Genomic DNA, 18,563 nt, shown 5'->3' with positions numbered 1-18,563 from the left:
TAGAAGTCTGATCGCTCCATGTTGAGCCAGAAGGTTAGGTATTTTGGTTGAAGGTGCGATCGCTCGGTGTTGAACTAGAAGTATAGGTTTTTAGCTTTAAGGTGCGATCGCTGTGACTTTACCGGAGGCGATCACGCCAATTTTTGATTTAACTGGGGAAGGTAAACAAGTAATAAACTAGTTACGTAGAGGCGCAAAATTTTGCGTCTCTGTCATTTTGCGAGATAGTAGGATTGAAGTACGCCAGTTAAAAACCCCCATTTGCTGATGTAGTAACACCAAGCATCACTAATAACTGAGTGAACAAACTAGTGTTAATACTAAGGAGTAAGCGCTGTGACAGATTTGAATAACTACAATGCAGAATTAGCTGATGAAGAAACTTTGGATGAAGAAAATAATGATGAGGAACAATATGATAAAGTTACTTTTCAATACGATCCTGATAAAATTAATATTACGACAAGGCAACCAACTATTGAACAATTATTAAGACGAATTGATGAAGCAGCACTTGATTTAGCACCTGATTTCCAACGTCAAGCAAATATATGGAATCTAGATGCTAAAAGTAAACTAATTGAGTCTCTTCTGATTCGGATTCCATTACCAGCTTTTTATATAGATGCTACTAATGATGATAAATGGGTAGTTGTTGATGGTTTACAACGTCTATCTGCTTTAAAGCACTTTGTTAGTGATAAAAGTAAAGATAGACTTAAGCTAAGTGGACTAGAATACCTCACAAATCTTAATGGTAAAACTTATGATGAACTAGAACTAAGATATCAACGGCGAATCTTAGAAACTCAACCTACAGTCTATTTAATTGAAAAAGGGACTCCTACAGAAGTCAAATATAATATCTTCAAAAGGATTAATACTGGAGGTGTAGGGCTTTCAAATCAAGAACTGCGTCATGCTCTAAACCCAGGTAAAGCCAATAAATTCTTGCGAGAACTTGCAAATTCTTCAGAATTCATAAAAGTAATTACACTTAGTGAATCTAAAAAAAAGCGTATGGATGACCGAGAGTTTATAGTTGGTTATCTTGCATTTATGCTTACTTCATATAAAGATTATAAAGAAAACACTAGAGATGTATTTTTAAGTGAAGCTTTATCTAAAATAAATAATTTAACTGATGTTGAATTACTAAATCTCAAGGAAAAATTTAAAAAAGCAATGCTGGCTGCTTATGATATTTTTGAAGAAAAGGCTTTTCGGAAAATCTCTTATAAAAATAATAGGAAGTTTCCATTAAATAAATCTCTATTTGAAACTTGGTCAATATACTTTAGTCAACTAAATGATAAAGAAATACAAATTTTAAAGCAATACAAACAGAAAATAATTGAGACTTTTATTCAATATGTAGATAATGATAAAGAATTTCTTGCATCTATATCCCAAGCTGCTAAAAAAGTTGAGTATAGATTTGAGATTATTGGTAAAATAATTCAGGAAATACTTTTATGATTCGTTCTCTTCGTCTAATTAACTTCAAAAAATTTGAAGATCAGTTGCTTGAATTTAGACCTTTAACACTAATCTCTGGACTTAACAGCACTGGAAAATCCTCTGTGCTTCAATCACTACTACTAATACGCCAATCTTATCAACAGGATTTGTTGCCAAAAACTGGCTTGGCGCTAAATGGAGAATTAGTAAGTATTGGTACAGCACAAGATGCCCTTTATGAGAGTGCAAAAGATAACCATATAAGCTTTGAGATTATCTGGGAAAAGTATGAAGGTATATGGGATTTTAATTACAACCCAGATAAGAAAGAAGAAGATGTTTTAAATGTAATTTCAGAACCAAATGAATCTGAAATCCGTCAATCATATATTTTTAGCAAATATTTTCACTACCTTCAAGCGGAACGAATAGGCCCACGTTCATTTAATGAAATATCTGATTATCAAGTCCGAAGACTTAGACAAATTGGTACTAGAGGAGAATATACAGCGCATTTCCTCTATATTTATGGACGTGAAGCAATACCCATACCAAATCTCAGCTATCCACAAGCAAAGTCAATGAATCTGATAGATCAAGTGGAAGCATGGATGAGAGAGGTGAGTCCTGGTATACGTATAGAAATAGAAGCTAACTCAGCGATGGGTTTGGTGACTATTAAATATTTTTATGGAGATAGTAATCGTTACCGTGCAACCAACGTTGGTTTTGGTATTACCTACACTTTATCAATTATTGTAGCTATACTTTCATCTCCTCCTGGTACACTAATCCTAGTTGAAAACCCAGAGGCTCATCTTCATCCTAGAGGACAAGCCAAAATGGGAGAATTATTAGCACTAGCAGCTAGTTGTGATATTCAGGTTGTGATAGAAACTCATAGCGATCATGTTTTAAACGGGATTCGTCTTGCGGTTCATGGTGGCATTATTCCCCAGCATTATGTCCAGTTGCATTACTTTCAGCAACAAGAAAAGCAAGGACAAGCTTTGACAAAAGTAGTTTCACCACGCATTGATCGGAATGGCAGAATTGATCGATGGCCTGATGGATTCTTTGATGAGTGGGAAAAAAGCTTGGATGTTTTGTTAGAACCTGCGGGAGAGTAGATTGTGGAGATTGACCTAGTATTAAATGAACTTTCTCTGCAAAATCCTACCTCTGATAAGCAAACAGCGCGACAATGGATGTCGAACTTCATTAACACTATAAAGGCAGTCAAAGCTCAGGGTGTGAAAGTCTATCTTCGCACTAAAGATAACTTTCATACAACTATACTTGCACCTGACTATCCTTTACGTCGTTGGCTTAATGATCGGGAAGTTGATCAAGTTGAACGAGGTTTTATTAGAACTTTAGCAACAGGAAGTCCTTTCTCAACTAATATTGCAAATTCAGATATTCAAGAGATTGAAAATAATGCTGGCTTGTCTGAATTTTGGCATCAGGGAGAAGCCGCAATTGGACTTGGTATTGCTTTTATGCTTGATGCGATCGCAGTTAGCTTGCTTTTTGAAGAATGCTGGGATTTAAGCCATCTAGAACTCGCAGCCAGACGAATTGATGAAGATGGAGAGGTAATTGATTACATTGTAAAGATTATCCATATTAGTCGTAGCAACCATGTGCAGGAACACAGGGAATGGATACAAAAACGTATTCGTACCGGAGTTATCGACGGTGAGGATCTTTGGAATCGGAGAGAGGAATTATTTCCCAATCTGGAGTTTTGCCAAAATGTCAGCAAACCGATCCAAAGCCTTTATTGTCGAACGCCAATGTTCAGACAGGTTGTAAACAAGTTGTTTGAACTAGAAAACTACTGTAAAACTTGGACAGATGGAGCTTTTGATTTAGACCTTATTCCTAGCAAAGCAACTCCAGAAAGTGACTCTAGGCTTCAAAGTTTAGAGGATAAGCTAACCTTTAAGTGTCCTGATGATGTGTATCGTATATTCAGTTTGCACCTAAGAATGACTGGTGCAGGAGCTTGGCGACTTCATTTTTCTGAAGAATTAGGGCCAGATAAAATTATCATTGGGTATATCGGGCCAAAAATCCAATAATCTTAAAGCCTAATTATAAAAAGCGATCATCTACACTTGCTAAACTAAAAAACAACCCTTAACTCCTGCAAAGGTAGTCTTATGACCTCTGCAACCGACCCATCCACCGCCCTCACCCCGTTCCCAGACCATACACAGCTTCCTGAATCTGACGGTACATTCGTGAAAAACTTTCAGGAACATCCCCAAAGTATTCTATTAACAGACTCGATTAAACCGATATTGCAAAAACGTCATCCTAATGGGCAATACTGTATTGGTCAAGATAGTGGTATCTACTGGCGCATCACTGACCCTCCAGAAAAAGGCGCAGAAGCACCAGACTGGTTCTATGTAGGGAATGTACCACCTACTCTGGATGGACAAACACGTAGGTCTTATGTATTATGGCGAGAGTTTATTGCCCCATTGATTGCATTAGAATTTGTCTCTGGGGATGGTAGCGAGGAGCGAGATAAAACTCCTTGGAAGGGGAAATTTTGGATTTATGAGCAGGTAATTCGTCCTCCCTTCTACGGCATTTATGAAGTGAATAAAGCCAGCGTAGAAGTTTATGAATTAATTGGTGGACAATATCAGTTATTAACAGCAAATGAACGCGGACATTATCCCATACATCCTTTAGGAGTTGAGTTAGGGATTTGGCAGGGACAATATTACAATATGGAATTACCTTGGCTACGTTGGTGGGATTTGCAAGGTAATTTGTTGTTGACTGGTGAGGAAAGAGCCGATCGCTTAACTGCTCAATTGCGATCGCTAGGTATCGAACCAGAAGCCTAGATTTTTGGATGAAGTGGCCCCACATTTGCAATTTCATAGCCAGTGGGATAGCTGGGGATAGGAGAGTCAATATAAAAATTAGGCTGATTCCGAGGCGGAAATAACCGGATTAATTTGGCTCTGATTTTTAGTAGACTTACCATAGCCGATCGCAGCAATGGCGAAGGATAGGGAAAACCAAAGGCATCGAGCATTGTCTCATCCATTAAAGCGTAGATACCTGGTTTGATGGCAGAACGCATCCATGAAGGAAACCAACTCAAAAATAAATCGCGCGTAGCTTCCCCAACTCGACAATTTGTATCTGAATAACGGAAGTTTTGGCGTTCGTAGTCAAGGTTATAGCGCTCGAATTCTTCGTAGGTTTCAGAGATATTCTGAATCTGCATTTGCTTACCTACTTCTCGCCAGAAGTAAAAAGACGCTAATTTTTCTTGTTCGCACATCAGCCGCCAACCAAACTGCACATTCCAACGGATAGGCTCGAAAATGAAGGTTGAAAGTACATACAGGAAATCGTTGTTGTCAATCTTGAAGCGTCCGTGGAGGGCATTCATGCGTTGCAGGGCTTCTTTGCCGTGATCGCTATCATAGCCCCACTTAATCATCTCTCCAACAATTATTGACGTATCATCGTAGCGTTTTTGCGGACAATGGGTAAATTCTCCTGTCTGATTCAGCAATTTAGAAATACTAGGAACGCAATAAGTTCGCATCAAAGCAACTTCGAGCGATCGCGTCATATCCCAGGGAAACTCATAGCCATTCATTAAGTGATAAATCCGGCAATGATCTTGCACTGGATCAAGTTGTTGAATTAGGTGAAGATTTTTATAGCGATTGAGAAGCATCTGAAATTTCTCGGTATTCAATTCAGTTATTTATTCACATCCAACAACCGCGAAGTTTCTAGCCGACTCATCCACTTCTCTAAATAAACTCGATTACCTTTTTCCTCATTTGGATCTTTAGTGTCCAAAGGATAAGGCATCAGTCCCAAAATCGTTGCTGTTGTCACGCAAAACATCGATTTTTGGAAACTCATGCAAATTTGTACCCGCAAATCATCTTCACCTCGAAGACTACGACGATAAATTTCGTGCAAATACTCTGGAAGATAATGACGCATATCCTGCATTAACAAGGTGGGAGGAATACCCGCGCCGCCAATTGGCAAAGGATCGGCGTACAATGCACCATATTGAAATCGCGTTTGATCTGGGGGAATTTGATATCCTTGGGCGTTGTATGAAACTGTACCGTGGAAAGGAGTTCCCCGGAAGAATACTGCTTCTACATAAGGTATTGCTGTATCTGCTAAGAAAGTCAAACCAACGCTTTTAGGAATGATTTCATAGACTTCACCTCGTATTTTGACGGCGTAGGTAATTGGGTTTGACGCATTTGCCACTAACCCTCCTTTAATATGTTCTACAACTTCAGAAATCGATTTGATTTTGCCTTGATCGTAGAGGTCTGATAAGCTGAGGAAAATATCAGCCATGACTCGCCAAAATTGACCTAAACCTGTGTAGTAAGCAGAGACACGCAATTGTTCGGTTAAAAAATCTGGAAACAGTTGGTTAATACCCGAAATTAAGGGATTATTTTTAAATTTTGCGGCAATAACAGCTTGCGCTCTTTCTTTAAATTCTGTTGTATCTAAATATGTATCTAGTCCGCCGCCACCGTGCCACATCATGGCTTTCATACAATATTCGGCATACTCAAAATTAATTCGATTATGCCACCAGTGCCGGAGTAATTTCTCAACAGAAACCTCTCCATTAAAGTATTTAAAAAATGGGAAAAATATTAAAAACTGATGTTCGGCAATATAGTTAAGATTTTTTGAGTAGGCATCTAAAACTACACCATAGCTTTTAAGAATACCAACTACTTCTAATACATTTTCTGGACTATTGGGGAGTAATGCTTCTCCTTTTTGCAGCCGTTCAATATACTCAGCTAAGGGATTGTGAGCCGCTTTCTTTTTAATAGTTACCATTGCTATCTCTCCAAAAAGTATAGGGATTGGGGCATTGGGAATTGGAAATTGGGCATTGGGAAGAGGACTTGGGGACAAGGAGAATTAGGGACAAGGGGAAAGACTTGTTTCAAGTTCTCACCTCTTGTCCCCTTGTCCCCTTGTCCCCATTCCCTATTCCCCATTCCCCATTGCTTTCTCCAAGGACACTGCTACTACTACATTTTGGCTATTCACCATTGCTGTAATTGTTGGTTCAGTCCAGCGTGCTAACCAAGCGGGTTGAATGCCGAAAATCACAATCAGCACAGCTAAAATTGCAGCTGGGGCGCGATCGCTCCAATACACACGTGGTAAGTTAGTAACTTGTGCAGACAAGCGGCCAAAAAAGGCCCGGTCTAGGAGTATGAGGAAGTAAACCGCAGTTAAGCCAGTACCAAGCATTGATAGTAGGGTTTGCACTGGAAAAACTGGGAAGCTGCCCCGAAAAATGATGAATTCGGAAATAAACCCAACCATTCCTGGTATCCCAGCACTGGCCATCACTCCCAAAACCATTAGGCTACCAATTACAGGCATACCCCGTTCTGGGTTCAGCAATCCTTGGAGAACATCTAAATCTCGGCTTCCAGTTTTTTTATACACAACTCCTACCAGCAAAAACAGCATGGCGGAAATTAAGCCGTGGCTAATCATCTGCATTACAGCACCTAACACGCTTAATGGTGTAGCTGCCGCCGTCGCTAACAGCACATAGCCCATGTGTCCAATGGAACTGTATGCTACCATTTTTTTCATATCGGTTTGAGCGATCGCGCAGGATGCACCATACAATACACTCACCACTGCCCAAGTCGCTAACCAAGGAGCTAAATAAGCCCAAGCTTCTGGTAACAAGTTCATCCCAAACCGCAGTAAGCCGTAAGTTCCCAACTTCAACAACACCCCAGCCAATAGCACCGAAATTGGTGTGGAAGCTTCAACGTGAGCATCTGGCAACCAAGTATGAAAGGGAACTAAGGGAATTTTAATCCCGAAACCGATCAAAATCCCCGCTAGCAGTAAAAGCTGTGTGGCTAAGGGTAAAGTCGTAGCGTTTAAGGTTGCTAGTGCAAAGCTAGAGGAACCACTCAGCCACACCATGCCGAGGAAACTTGCCAAAATCAAGATTCCCGAAACTGCGGTATAAATAAGAAATTTTGTAGCCGCATAACCCCGCTTTTCCCCACCCCAAATAGCTATCAACAGATATAGCGGAATTAATTCTAATTCGTAAAACAGGAAAAATAACAGTAAATCCTGTGCCAGAAATGCTCCAGTCACCCCAGCGCTCAATAATAGTATCAAAGAGTAATAAAATTTAGGGCGCTGTAGAGATTCATCGCTACTGTAGATGGCAATAGAAGTTAACAGTCCATTCAAAACTAGCAGTGGCAAAGATAAACCATCAATTCCCAGGTTATAGTTTAAGCCTAAGACATCTATCCAAGGTACAGACTCAGCAAACTGTTGAGTGATTTCCCCTGGATGGAACTGAATTGCTAGTACGATTGTCCACAAGAAAGCGATAATGGCAAAGACCAAAGCCACCCCACGGGCAAATTTCCCATTGATACCAGAGGGCGAGAAACCAATTAAAGCTGCACCGATTAACGGCACTAGAATTAAAACACTAAGCATAAGCAGATATGGAATTGGGAATGGGGAATTGGGAATGGGGAATTGGGAATGGGAAAAAACTCTTACCCAATCACAAATGACAAATGACCAATGACAATATCTTTAAAAAGGCAATTTATCTAGTAAACCAGATGACCAACCAATGAAGAAAACCAGGACGCTGACAACTGCGAGGATGGTCAACATATAGCCCTGAGATTGCCCAGAAATGCTGTACTTTAAAGTTTGTCCGCCAAAAATTGTCGCAAACCCAACTAAGTTTACTAGACCATCGACTAAATAGCGATCGCTCCAAGCAGAAATTCTAGATAGCAGTGCGACTGCACTCACCACGGTTACGCGATAAACTCGGTCAATATAAAAATCATAACCTAATAAGTCTTGCACAAATCTCCACGCCAAGAATCTCGATCTTGACCAAGCTTTGTGCAGATAAACTGTAGAACCGATAACTACTCCCAGCACGGTAGAAGTAAACAACGCTAATGCTACATACCAATTAACACTTTCCCAATCTGGTAGTAAGTACCATTGCTGTAACATCAAAGGTAAAAGTAAAGTCAAGATTGTGAGAGTCACCATCGGGAAGGCCATTTGCCAACCAACTTCTGGCGTGCGTCGGGTCTTTTGTTGCGGTTTCCCCCAAAAGACTAATCTGAATACTCTAGTTAAGTTCAATGCTGTCAGGCAATTGACCAATAATAAAACCCCAATTACCCAAGGACTAATATTCACAAAACCGTCAGCCCATCCTAGCATTGCCCAGAAGCCTCCCAAAGGTAGCACTGTCACCATTCCCGCCGAACCGACAATAAAGGCGGTAGTGGTGGCTGGCATCCGTGACCAAAGTCCGCCCATTTCGGTTAAGTCCTGGCTTTGGGTAGTTAAGATGACTGAACCGGAACTCATAAATAATAATGCTTTAGCGATCGCATGAGTTAACAGCAACATCAGTGCTACACCACCTTGCTGTAACCCCACCGCTAAAAACACTAACCCCATGTATGCACTGGTGGAATGAGATAGCGATCGCTTAATGTCAATTTGAGCTATAGATACTAATGTCGCCCCAATTGCCGTTACCGTACCCATGATTACCAAAGCATTCAAGGCAACTGGCGACAGTGCTAACAATGGTTGAAATTTATACAGTAAATAAGCGCCACCAGCGACTACCAGCGAGTTTCGCATTACCGAAGCAGGATTGGGCCCTTCCATCGCCTCATCTAACCACAGGTGCAGTGGGAATTGGGCACATTTTCCAGCCGGCCCAGCAATTAACGCCAACCCTAGCAATGTTGATGTGACTGGGCTTAAATTAGCTGTTTGCGCCCACTCATATAAATCCGAAAAGTTCAAACTACCGGACAAGGTGGAAAGTGTCACCACAGCCATCAGCAGCAACAAGTCTCCTACCCGTTTAGTCCAAAACGCATCTCGCGCCGCCGTCACTACTAGCGGTTGAGCATACCAGAATCCCACTAGCAAGTAAGTCGAAAGTGTCAGAACTTCTAAAAGGGCATAGCTGAGAAACAAAGAATCGCTGATTGCTAGACCACTCAACGCTGCTTCAAAAAATCCTAGCAGCGCAAAAAAACGCGCTAGCGACCAGTCCTTTTCCATGTAACCCAGAGCGTAAACTTGTGCCAGTAAGCTTAAACCTGTAATTAAAACTGTTGCCCCAATACTGACTGGTGAGAGTTCCAAGCTAAAAGATAAGTCTAAATCAGCAGCTTTAAACCACGACACCAGTAAATTTTCTGGTTCTCTATCCCAGATATTTTTAAATACAAATAGACTATGGACAAAGGCCACAACAGTTGTCAACAAGTTTATGTATGCCGCAGGTCTTGGCCCTGTTCGCTGAATTATTCCTATTCCCCAGGGCAACGTCAAAATTGCGCCTAATAAGCTATATAAAGGCACAAACCAACTTGTTGAAAATAGAAATTGATCCATTTAAATTTACCTTTATGACTCAGCCTTTATTTTAAAAAATCTTTCAAACAATTATTTATTTAAAAAATAAATTTAGTAAAATATCAACATTTTTTTACTATTGTTTAAACTAAATTATCCAAAGTATTTTTACTTTACTTTCCCCTACTAAACTTTGATAAAATATAACTTTACATACGCAAAAGCATTTACTTGCCTTAACCTCACCTCTGTTTTTACATTTGTATTTCTACTTTGAGCAGAGTAATTTATACGATATATTTGAAAAGATTATATACTTTTCACCTAGTCGTTGTACATCCAGCAAAATTCGAGGAAAGATAGATACAGTAAAAGATGCAGCCGCCGCTCTTCCCTCGCCAGATAGAATTAGTCTTGGTTATGAATGTCGTTTTGTAAATGTGATAAAGAAATTATAAAGCATAAGTGGCTGCTCAAGTAATTCAGTAAACTTTAATTGCTCAAAAGCCTAGATAAATATTTGTTAAGTTTTTTAAAACTTTCTTATCATAAACTATTATAGTAATTTATATTGCCAGGAACGCCAAGCTTTCCTATGCTTAATTTGGAAGTGTTTTCTTAGCTATAAGATCAGGCTCTCCCCGTCAAAAAATTCAAACGACAGTACAGATTGCATTAATTTTGTAGGAGTTCTGCGATGCCAATTGCAGTTGGAATGATTGAAACGAAAGGCTTTCCAGCAGTTGTAGAAGCTGCTGATGCGATGGTGAAAGCCGCCCGTGTCACCTTAGTAGGGTATGAAAAAATTGGTAGCGCTCGCGTCACCGTGATAGTTCGGGGAGATGTATCGGAAGTGCAAGCTTCTGTAGCTGCTGGGGTTGAAGCGGCAAAAAGAGTATTTGGTGGTGAAGTGTTGTCCACTCACATCATTGCTCGTCCTCACGAGAACCTGGAATACGTCTTGCCGATTCGTTACACCGAAGCTGTGGAACAGTTCCGTACCTAAAAGCTGTTTAAACAAAGTAATTAACGCTCTTTGCTTTTTTGAGCATCACTTTTGTCCAAGGCTAAAAACTTTAAATAGGGATTAAAACTAATGTCAATTGCAGTAGGAATGGTTGAAACGCTGGGCTTTCCAGCAGTAGTGGAAGCTGCTGATGCGATGGTGAAAGCTGCTCGTGTGACTCTAGTCGGCTATGAAAAAATCGGCAGTGGTCGAGTTACAGTAATTGTCCGGGGTGACGTTTCGGAAGTGCAAGCTTCCGTAGCCGCAGGTGTTGAATCAGTGAAGCGAGTCAATGGTGGACAAGTGCTGTCTACTCACATCATTGCTCGTCCTCACGAAAACTTGGAATACGTCCTACCAATTCGTTATACAGAAGACGTAGAGCAATTCCGGGAAAATGTGAACGCAATTCGTCCTTTCGGTAGAAGACCGTAATTTGTAATGCAAGTCGCCAAAGTTCGCGGCACAGTAGTTAGCACCCAAAAAGATCCAAGTCTCAGAGGTGTGAAACTACTGTTGTTACAATTTGTAGATGAAGACGGAAACATCCTCCCACAATATGAGGTAGCAGCAGATAGTGTGGGAGCAGGTGTAGATGAGTGGGTACTTGTCAGTCGTGGCAGTGTTGCTCGTCAAGTTATTGGCAACGAACAGCGACCACTAGATGCAGTGGTAGTAGCGATCATAGATACAATTTATGTTGAAGATCGCATGATTTACAGCAAAAAAGATCAATATCGATAGTCATTTAGTCATTGGTCATTGGTCATTGGTCATTAGTGAATAACAAAGGACAAATGACAACGGGCAAATGACAAATGACAATATAGGAGGAATCTCGCAATGGCAGTCCGCAGCACGGCAGCACCCCCAACTCCGTGGTCAAGGAATTTAGCTGAACCCGAAATCCATCAAACTGCTTTTGTACATTCATTCGCCAATCTGATTGGGGATGTACGAATAGGTGCAAATGTAATCGTTGCTCCGGGGACTACGATTAGAGCGGATGAAGGCACACCTTTTTATCTTGGTGAAAACACTAATATTCAAGATGGTGTGGTCATTCATGGGTTAGAGCAAGGTCGAGTAATTGGCGATGACCAAGAAAAATACTCGGTATGGGTAGGTAAAAATGCTTGCATTACCCACATGGCTCTAATTCACGGGCCAGCTTATGTAGGCGATAATTCCTTCATTGGCTTTCGCTCTACAGTGTTTAATGCCAGAGTAGGTGCAGGTTGCATCGTGATGATGCACGCTTTGATTCAAGACGTAGAAATTCCCCCAGGTAAATATATACCTTCGGGAGCGGTAATTACTACCCAGCAGCAAGCTGACCGCTTGCCAGATGTGCAAGAGCAGGATAAGGAATTTGCTCATCATGTGGTTGGGATTAATCAGGCGCTACGAGCTGGTTATCTTTGTGCTGCGGATAGCAAATGTATAGCACCCATTCGGGATGAGAACGCTAAATCTTATACAGGTAATGGTATTACTGTTTTAGAGTTGGAAAGGAGTAGTGAAGTGGCGAGCAATAGCTTGGGTGCAGAAACAATAGAGCAGTTGCGCTATCTATTGGAACAAGGGTATAAAATTGGTACAGAACACGTAGACCAGAGACGGTTCCGCACGGGTTCTTGGACTAGTTGCCAACCAATTGAACCGAGATCCATCGGTGAAGCGATCGCAGCATTAGAAAGCTGTGTAAGTGACCATAGCGGCGAATATGTCCGCCTGTTTGGTATTGACAAAGATAGACGACGTGTGTTAGAAAGCATCATCCAACGGCCGGATGGTGATTTTAAACCAGCTACCAATTTTAAGGCTCCGGCTAGTAGTCATAGCAATGGCAGCTACAGCAGTAATGGTAATGGTAACGGCTCAAGCAGTGGCAAAGTCAATGGCGAAACTGTAGAGCAAATCCGCCAACTTTTGGCAGGTGGTTACAAAATTGGCATGGAACACGTAGACGAGCGCCGTTTCCGTACTGGTTCCTGGACTAGCTGCAAGCCAATTGAAGCAACTTCCATAAATCAAGTAATTTCCGGCTTGGAAGAATGTATAGAAAGCCATCAAGGTGAGTATGTGCGTTTAATAGGTATTGATACCAAAGCCAAGCGGCGGGTATTAGAAACAATTATCCAACGTCCAAATGGTCAAGTAACCTCCTCTGGTAGTCAGAAATCATCATTTACTAGCAGCAGTGGAGGTTCTGGAAGTGCTACGGCAACAGCTACCAGTAACCGTTTGAGTACTGAAGTAGTAGACCAACTACGGCAATTATTGGCTGGTGGGTATAAGATTAGCCTTGAACACGTAGACGAACGACGGTTCCGTACAGGTTCTTGGACTAGTACCGGTCAAATTCAAGCCTCCTCCGAAAGAGAAGCGATCGCAGCTATAGAAGGACACCTTGGCGAATACCAAGGGGAATATGTACGCTTAATTGGTATTGACCCCAAAGCCAAGCGTCGGGTATTAGAAACGATTATCCAACGTCCAAATGGTCAAGTAGCCTCCTCTGGCAGTCAGAAATCATTTACTAACAGTGCGTCTTCTGCAACAGCTACAGCTACAGCAACAGCTACCAGTACCCGCTTGAGTAGTGAAGTCGTAGGCCAACTCCGACAATTATTGGCTGGCGGCTCTAAAATTAGCCTTGAACACGTAGACCAACGGCGGTTCCGTACAGGTTCTTGGACTAGTACCGGTCAAATTCAAGCCTCCTCAGAAAGAGAAGCGATCGCAGCCGTAGAAGGACACCTTGGCGAATACCAAGGGGAATATGTACGCTTAATTGGTATTGACCCCAAAGCCAAGCGTCGGGTATTAGAAACGATTATCCAAAGACCATAGTAGGTAGTAGGTAGTGGGGAATTGGGAATTGGGAATTGGGAATTGGGTATGGGCAAGAGGACAAGGGGACAAGGAGAATTAAAGACTTGTTTCAAGTTCTCACCTCTGTCCCCTTGTCTCCCCTGCCTCCCTTGCCCCCTGCCCCCCCGCTCCCCTGCCTCCCCTACTCCTCATCCCCACTCCGGCTTCCGAGGTTAAAATTTCCATGTCTGTGCTGTCACTGCGCCTCAGCAATAATTTTGATTCTTACATTAGTGGTGAGGTGACTATTCATCCAAGCGCAGTACTTGCACCTGGGGTAATCCTCCAAGCAGCTGAAAACAGCAAGATCATCATTGGCCCAGGGGTCTGTATTGGCATGGGAGCAATTCTCCAAGTCCATGAAGGAACCCTAGAGGTAGAAGTAGGGGCAAACTTGGGAGCCGGTTTTTTGATGGTTGGCAAGGGCAAAATTGGAGCAAATGCTTGCATTGGTTCAGCAACAACAGTTTTTAACTATTCAGTTGAACCTGGACAAGTAGTTCCACCTGGATCGATTTTAGGAGACACCAGTCGGCAAATTGCTCAAACAAAGCAGCCGGAACCATCCACGAATAACCCTACGGCTACAAGTGCGCCACCGCAGAAGGAAGAAGAAAATGGCTCAGGTGAAGTTAAGGAAAAGGTAGTTTCCTCAACTAACTTCTCAGCCGCCGCTTTTGTGGATTTCAAACAAAATAAGTCGATTTCTTACTTTAAATCTCCCGCTACTCCTGAAAGCCAGCCTCCTCTCGTAGAGGAACCAGCCAAGGATATTGAACCCCCCTTACAAGAACCCGCCCAAGAGCCTATAAAACCTGACTCAGACCCCAATCAGCTAACTACAGAATCCCCTAACGGTTTCGGGAATCAGATTTATGGACAAGGGAGCATAAGCAGACTGTTGACTACATTGTTTCCTCATAGACAATCCTTAAGCAACCCAAACTCTGACGATTAGTGTGAGTAAGTGTTAATTGTAAGTTGTCGGCTTTGTGATTATCTGGGAAAGTTCAAATGGAAACATCTAATCAACGGTCTATGAAAGCCATCGAAGGAACGAGTCATCGAGACACCTTCCAAGATACTGCTTTAGGTTTAGTTTCTACCCGCAGCTTTCCCGCAATAGTTGGGACGGCGGATATGATGCTGAAATCAGCAGGAGTTCACCTAGTTGGGTATGAAAAAATAGGTGGTGGATATTGTACTGCGATCGTGCGGGGTGGAATTGCTGACGTGCGTCTGGCTGTAGAATCGGGTGTGCAAACAGCTGAACAGTTTGGTCAGTTAGTTTCTAGCTTGGTGATTCCTCGGCCTTATCCCAACCTAGATATAGTACTTCCCATCACAACCCGTTTTACTAAATTGATGGAGGAGGGTAATTCTAGCCGTCTGAGTAATCAAGCAATTGGTTTGGTAGAAACGCGAGGATTTCCAGCGATGGTAGGCGCGTGTGATGCCATGCTCAAAGCTGCTGATGTTCATTTAGCAGCCTATGAAAAAATTGGTGGGGGTTTGTGTACAGCCATTATTCGTGGTTCCGTAGCAAATGTGGCGGTAGCAGTGGAAGCGGGAATGTTTGAAGCAGAACGCATTGGGGAATTAAATGCAGTGATGGTAATTCCTCGGCCACTAGACGAAATGGAGCAAACCTTACCATTGGCAAGCTGCTGGATAGAAACACAGCAGCCTTTAAACTTGCCAGTGAACATTAAAGAACAAGTTGCCGAAATAGAAGTGCTAAGATTACCAGATTTAACTAAGCTACCTACAAAAATTGCAGAAGTTGTAGAAGAATTATGGAATGATGAATGATGATAGATGAATTTGGGAAAATCATCATTCATCGGGAAGTGGAAGGGATCTTACGCTTTTCTTGTTGTTTTGATCATAGCTTCTTCAATCTATAAATAAAATACCTTTATTTTAATAGAAGTAATAGAGTTTTATCTATAATAAAACTCGTAAATTTCTATGAGTATCGCTATACCATTTGCAACTGTTCAGTTAATACTAGTTTTATATCGATGAATAACTATATAGAGGAGAACCACCTTTGAAACAAGCGACGCTGCACCAGTTAAAGGTATTCGAGGCTGCGGCACGGCACAGTAGCTTTACGCGGGCTGCTGAGGAATTGTTTCTCACCCAACCTACCGTTTCTATGCAGATTAAGCAACTCACAAAATCGGTAGGGTTGCCATTATTTGAACAAGTAGGAAAGCGGTTGTATCTCACCGAGGCAGGACGAGAATTATTTGCCACTTGTCGGCAGATTTTTGAAAATATAGCCCAGTATGAAATGAAGGTAGCAGATTTAAAAGGGCTAAAACAGGGACAATTACGCTTGGCAGTGATTACAACAGCAAAATATTTTATCCCACGTTTGTTAGGGCCGTTTTGCGAACTTTATCCAGGGATTGATATCTCTCTGCAAGTAACGAATCACGAACAAATTTTGGAACGGATGAGTCAAAATCTGGACGACTTATATATTATGAGTCAAGTTCCAGATAATATGGATGTGACTTGTGAGGCATTTTTAGAAAATCCTTTGATAGTCTTTGCACCAGTTAATCATCCGTTATCCAAAGAAAAAAATATTCCGATTCAACGCCTATCTAACGAACCTTTTATTATGCGAGAACCAGGTTCAGGAACTCGTCGTGCCGTCCAAAGCCTATTTGAAGAACAAGGGGTGACAGTAAAAGTCAAACTTGAATTGGGAAGTAACGAAGCAATTAAACAAGCGATCGCAGGTGGTTTAGGAATTTCGGTTTTATCTCGTCATACTTTACTATTAGACGCTTCAGATTTTAGCATTTTAGATGTCCAACACTTTCCCATTCAGCGACATTGGTACATGGTTTACCCCGCAGGTAAGCAACTATCTATCGTTGCTCGTGCCTATTATGACTATCTCCTGGCTGCGGCAAGGAATTTTGTAGATCAAAACACTGATACTACTTCTAGTACACTTGAACCAATTAACGGGTAATTCATAATTACGTTAGCGAGTCCGCGAGCGTCATTACGAATTACGAATTACCCAAAAGGGTTGACTCTTAGACCGGCAACCATTGACAATTAACCAGCAGAATCAATTAAAAATGGGGGAAAACTGGCAATGGTTAACCCGGAAATACCATCTTGGCGCAAAACAGTACAAAGCGAGATTGTAGCTGTTACAGTTTATGCTGACAGAGCATTGGTTACACGGCGGGGTGTAGTTAATTTAATAGGAATTGAACAGGAATTAGTAATTACCTCAGTGCCAGAGACTCTAGAAACTGAGTCTATCAGGGTTAGCGGTACAGGGACAGTGGCAGTGCGTTTGATGGGAGTGAGTAGCGATCGCATTTACACCACTGAACCAGTGGCAGAGCGAGTTGCACATTTAACAAGGCAAATTGAGCAGTTAGAAGCAGAAAAACGACACCTGCAAGCCCAAGTAGATGCTTTAGTATTACAGTCTAGTTTTATCGCCGGTTTACGTGAAAAAACAGAGGAACCCTTTGCACAAAGTTTGTCTCGGAAAAATCTTAGCCTGAGCGAAACTTTGGATTTTTTGAACTTTCTCGGAAGCCAGTATAGTGAATATGCGATCGCATCTGGAGAGTGCAAAACCCAACAGCAGGAATTAGACAAAGAACTGCAAGCACTCCGCGCCTCATTGCAAAAAATTCAAACACCCCATCCCAAAGAGAGTTTGAGCATAGTTGTAGGAGTTGAAGTTGCAGGTGAAGGCGAATTTGAATTAGAGGTGTCTTACATAGTAAATCGCGCCCGTTGGACTCCGCTTTATGACTTGCGCTTTAGCACTACCAGCGATATTGTGCATCTGGGCTACCTTGCAGAAATTACTCAAAGTAGTGGCGAAGATTGGATTGGTGCAAATCTCACCCTTTCTACTGCTAAACCGGGATTAGGTACACTACCGCCTAAACTTGAACCCTGGTATATTGATGCGCCACGTCCACAAATGTTACGACAACGACGATTTGCTGCCCAGCCACCACTGCTGCCTAGCATAGCAGAACCGCCTACCTCTGCTGCCAGAGCCGATTGGCAAGAAGAAGACGAAGGTGCAGATGGTGTTCTTATCCAAGCAGAAAGTGTGACAGCAGAAGTATCCAAAGAAGGTAGTGTAGTTACCTTTAAATTGAATGGTGGCGGTAATATTCCCAGTGATGGCGCACCCCATAAAACGACAATTTTTAATGACGATTATCCTTGTAGCTTTGATTATGTGGCAATGCCGCGTTTGGTAAGTTTTGCTTATCTGCAAGCAAATGTGAAAAATAATCCTAATGGTGCGACTTTGTTACCAGGGAAAGCGAATATTTTCCGCAACAATGTTTTTATTGGGACAACTCAGTTAGAGAATATTGCACCAGGACAAGAATTCAAACTGAATTTAGGGATGGATGAAGGTTTGAAAATTGAGCGCGAATTAGTTGAACGTCTAGTAGATAAAAGATTGATTAGCAACCAGCGCCGGATTACTTATAGTTATCGGTTGATAATTACTAACTTACTCGACAAAGAAGTAAATCTGAAAGTAACTGAACAATTACCAGTTAGCCGCAACGAGCAAATTAAAGTGCGCCTTAGCCGTAGTAACCCACAAATTCAACTTGGTGAAATGGGCATTTTAGAATGGCAGTTAACTCTTCCAGCACAAGAACAAAGAGAGATATATTACCAGTTTAATGTTGAACATCCGCCTGACTTAATGGTTGTTGGGTTAGATATTTAGAGTCCA

The 18,563-nt window shown here is 41.7% G+C and carries 16 protein-coding genes and 1 pseudogene; 13 read left to right on the top strand and 4 right to left on the bottom strand.

Annotated features, from left to right (window positions below):
- The first annotated feature begins 336 nt into the window (after positions 1-336).
- The 4 genes from FD724_RS22265 to FD724_RS22250 all read left to right on the top strand — a co-directional run bounded on the left by FD724_RS22265 (position 337) and on the right by FD724_RS22250 (position 4,331).
- Entirely contained in the window at positions 337-1,479 is a 1,143-nt protein-coding gene (locus tag FD724_RS22265) for a DUF262 domain-containing protein (RefSeq protein ID WP_179074124.1), read from the top strand.
- Entirely contained in the window at positions 1,476-2,591 is a 1,116-nt protein-coding gene (locus tag FD724_RS22260; protein ID WP_179074123.1) for a DUF3696 domain-containing protein, read from the top strand. The genes FD724_RS22265 and FD724_RS22260 overlap by 4 nt, the downstream gene beginning before the upstream one ends.
- Before the next feature lie 3 nt (positions 2,592-2,594).
- Positions 2,595-3,548, top strand: coding sequence for a hypothetical protein (locus FD724_RS22255; protein ID WP_179074122.1), 954 nt, complete (start codon positions 2,595-2,597; stop codon positions 3,546-3,548).
- A gap of 81 nt (positions 3,549-3,629) precedes the next feature.
- On the top strand, positions 3,630-4,331 hold the full coding sequence (locus FD724_RS22250) for a Uma2 family endonuclease (RefSeq protein WP_179074121.1): 702 nt from the start codon (positions 3,630-3,632) through the stop codon (positions 4,329-4,331).
- Here FD724_RS22250 and FD724_RS22245 read toward each other — a convergent pair.
- The 4 genes from FD724_RS22245 to FD724_RS22230 all read right to left on the bottom strand — a co-directional run bounded on the left by FD724_RS22245 (position 4,328) and on the right by FD724_RS22230 (position 9,957).
- Entirely contained in the window at positions 4,328-5,182 is an 855-nt protein-coding gene (locus tag FD724_RS22245) for an oxygenase MpaB family protein (protein ID WP_179074120.1), read from the bottom strand. The genes FD724_RS22250 and FD724_RS22245 overlap by 4 nt on opposite strands.
- Positions 5,183-5,208: 26 nt before the next feature.
- A complete protein-coding gene (locus FD724_RS22240; RefSeq protein ID WP_179074119.1) occupies positions 5,209-6,339 on the bottom strand; it encodes a CO2 hydration protein in 1,131 nt (376 codons plus the stop codon).
- A 153-nt stretch (positions 6,340-6,492) separates the two neighbouring features.
- Positions 6,493-7,998, bottom strand: a complete 1,506-nt coding sequence (locus FD724_RS22235; RefSeq protein ID WP_179074118.1) for an NADH-quinone oxidoreductase subunit M — start codon at positions 7,996-7,998, stop codon at positions 6,493-6,495.
- Between the two features lie 102 nt (positions 7,999-8,100).
- On the bottom strand, positions 8,101-9,957 hold the full coding sequence (locus FD724_RS22230) for an NAD(P)H-quinone oxidoreductase subunit F (RefSeq protein WP_179074117.1): 1,857 nt from the start codon (positions 9,955-9,957) through the stop codon (positions 8,101-8,103).
- Positions 9,958-10,615: 658 nt separating this feature from the next.
- On the opposite strand from FD724_RS22230, the gene FD724_RS22225 reads away from it, so the two are divergent.
- The 9 genes and pseudogenes from FD724_RS22225 to FD724_RS22190 all read left to right on the top strand — a co-directional run bounded on the left by FD724_RS22225 (position 10,616) and on the right by FD724_RS22190 (position 18,557).
- Positions 10,616-10,924: a carbon dioxide-concentrating mechanism protein CcmK gene (locus FD724_RS22225; protein WP_012410633.1), complete on the top strand. Its 309-nt coding sequence runs from the start codon at positions 10,616-10,618 to the stop codon at positions 10,922-10,924.
- Positions 10,925-11,014: 90 nt separating this feature from the next.
- The gene (locus FD724_RS22220) at positions 11,015-11,359 is read left to right on the top strand and encodes a carbon dioxide-concentrating mechanism protein CcmK (RefSeq protein WP_010995041.1); all 345 of its coding nucleotides are present in this window, start codon (positions 11,015-11,017) and stop codon (positions 11,357-11,359) included.
- Positions 11,360-11,365: 6 nt separating this feature from the next.
- Complete coding sequence (locus FD724_RS22215) at positions 11,366-11,668, top strand: EutN/CcmL family microcompartment protein (protein WP_012410634.1); 303 nt, start codon at positions 11,366-11,368, stop codon at positions 11,666-11,668.
- A gap of 99 nt (positions 11,669-11,767) precedes the next feature.
- Positions 11,768-13,426 (top strand): annotated as a pseudogene (locus tag FD724_RS22210) (ribulose bisphosphate carboxylase small subunit); the annotation flags it as partial.
- A gap of 96 nt (positions 13,427-13,522) precedes the next feature.
- Positions 13,523-13,780: a ribulose bisphosphate carboxylase small subunit gene (locus tag FD724_RS42110; protein WP_256874608.1), complete on the top strand. Its 258-nt coding sequence runs from the start codon at positions 13,523-13,525 to the stop codon at positions 13,778-13,780.
- A 205-nt stretch (positions 13,781-13,985) separates the two neighbouring features.
- On the top strand, positions 13,986-14,759 hold the full coding sequence (locus FD724_RS22205; RefSeq protein ID WP_179074115.1) for a transferase: 774 nt from the start codon (positions 13,986-13,988) through the stop codon (positions 14,757-14,759).
- A 56-nt stretch (positions 14,760-14,815) separates the two neighbouring features.
- Complete coding sequence (locus FD724_RS22200) at positions 14,816-15,613, top strand: BMC domain-containing protein (RefSeq protein WP_114082839.1); 798 nt, start codon at positions 14,816-14,818, stop codon at positions 15,611-15,613.
- 241 nt (positions 15,614-15,854) lie between these two features.
- Positions 15,855-16,796 carry a LysR family transcriptional regulator gene (locus FD724_RS22195; protein WP_179074114.1) on the top strand — a complete coding sequence of 314 codons (942 nt, stop codon included), beginning with the start codon at positions 15,855-15,857 and terminating at the stop codon, positions 16,794-16,796.
- 129 nt (positions 16,797-16,925) lie between these two features.
- Complete coding sequence (locus FD724_RS22190; RefSeq protein WP_179074113.1) at positions 16,926-18,557, top strand: mucoidy inhibitor MuiA family protein; 1,632 nt, start codon at positions 16,926-16,928, stop codon at positions 18,555-18,557.
- The last annotated feature ends 6 nt before the right edge of the window (positions 18,558-18,563 follow it).

The sequence above is a fragment of the Nostoc sp. C057 genome, assembly GCF_013393925.1.
GTDB lineage: Bacteria > Cyanobacteriota > Cyanobacteriia > Cyanobacteriales > Nostocaceae > Nostoc > Nostoc muscorum_A.
The sequence above is the reverse complement of the archived record's forward strand: the minus strand, read 5'-3'. Positions and strand labels throughout refer to the sequence as shown.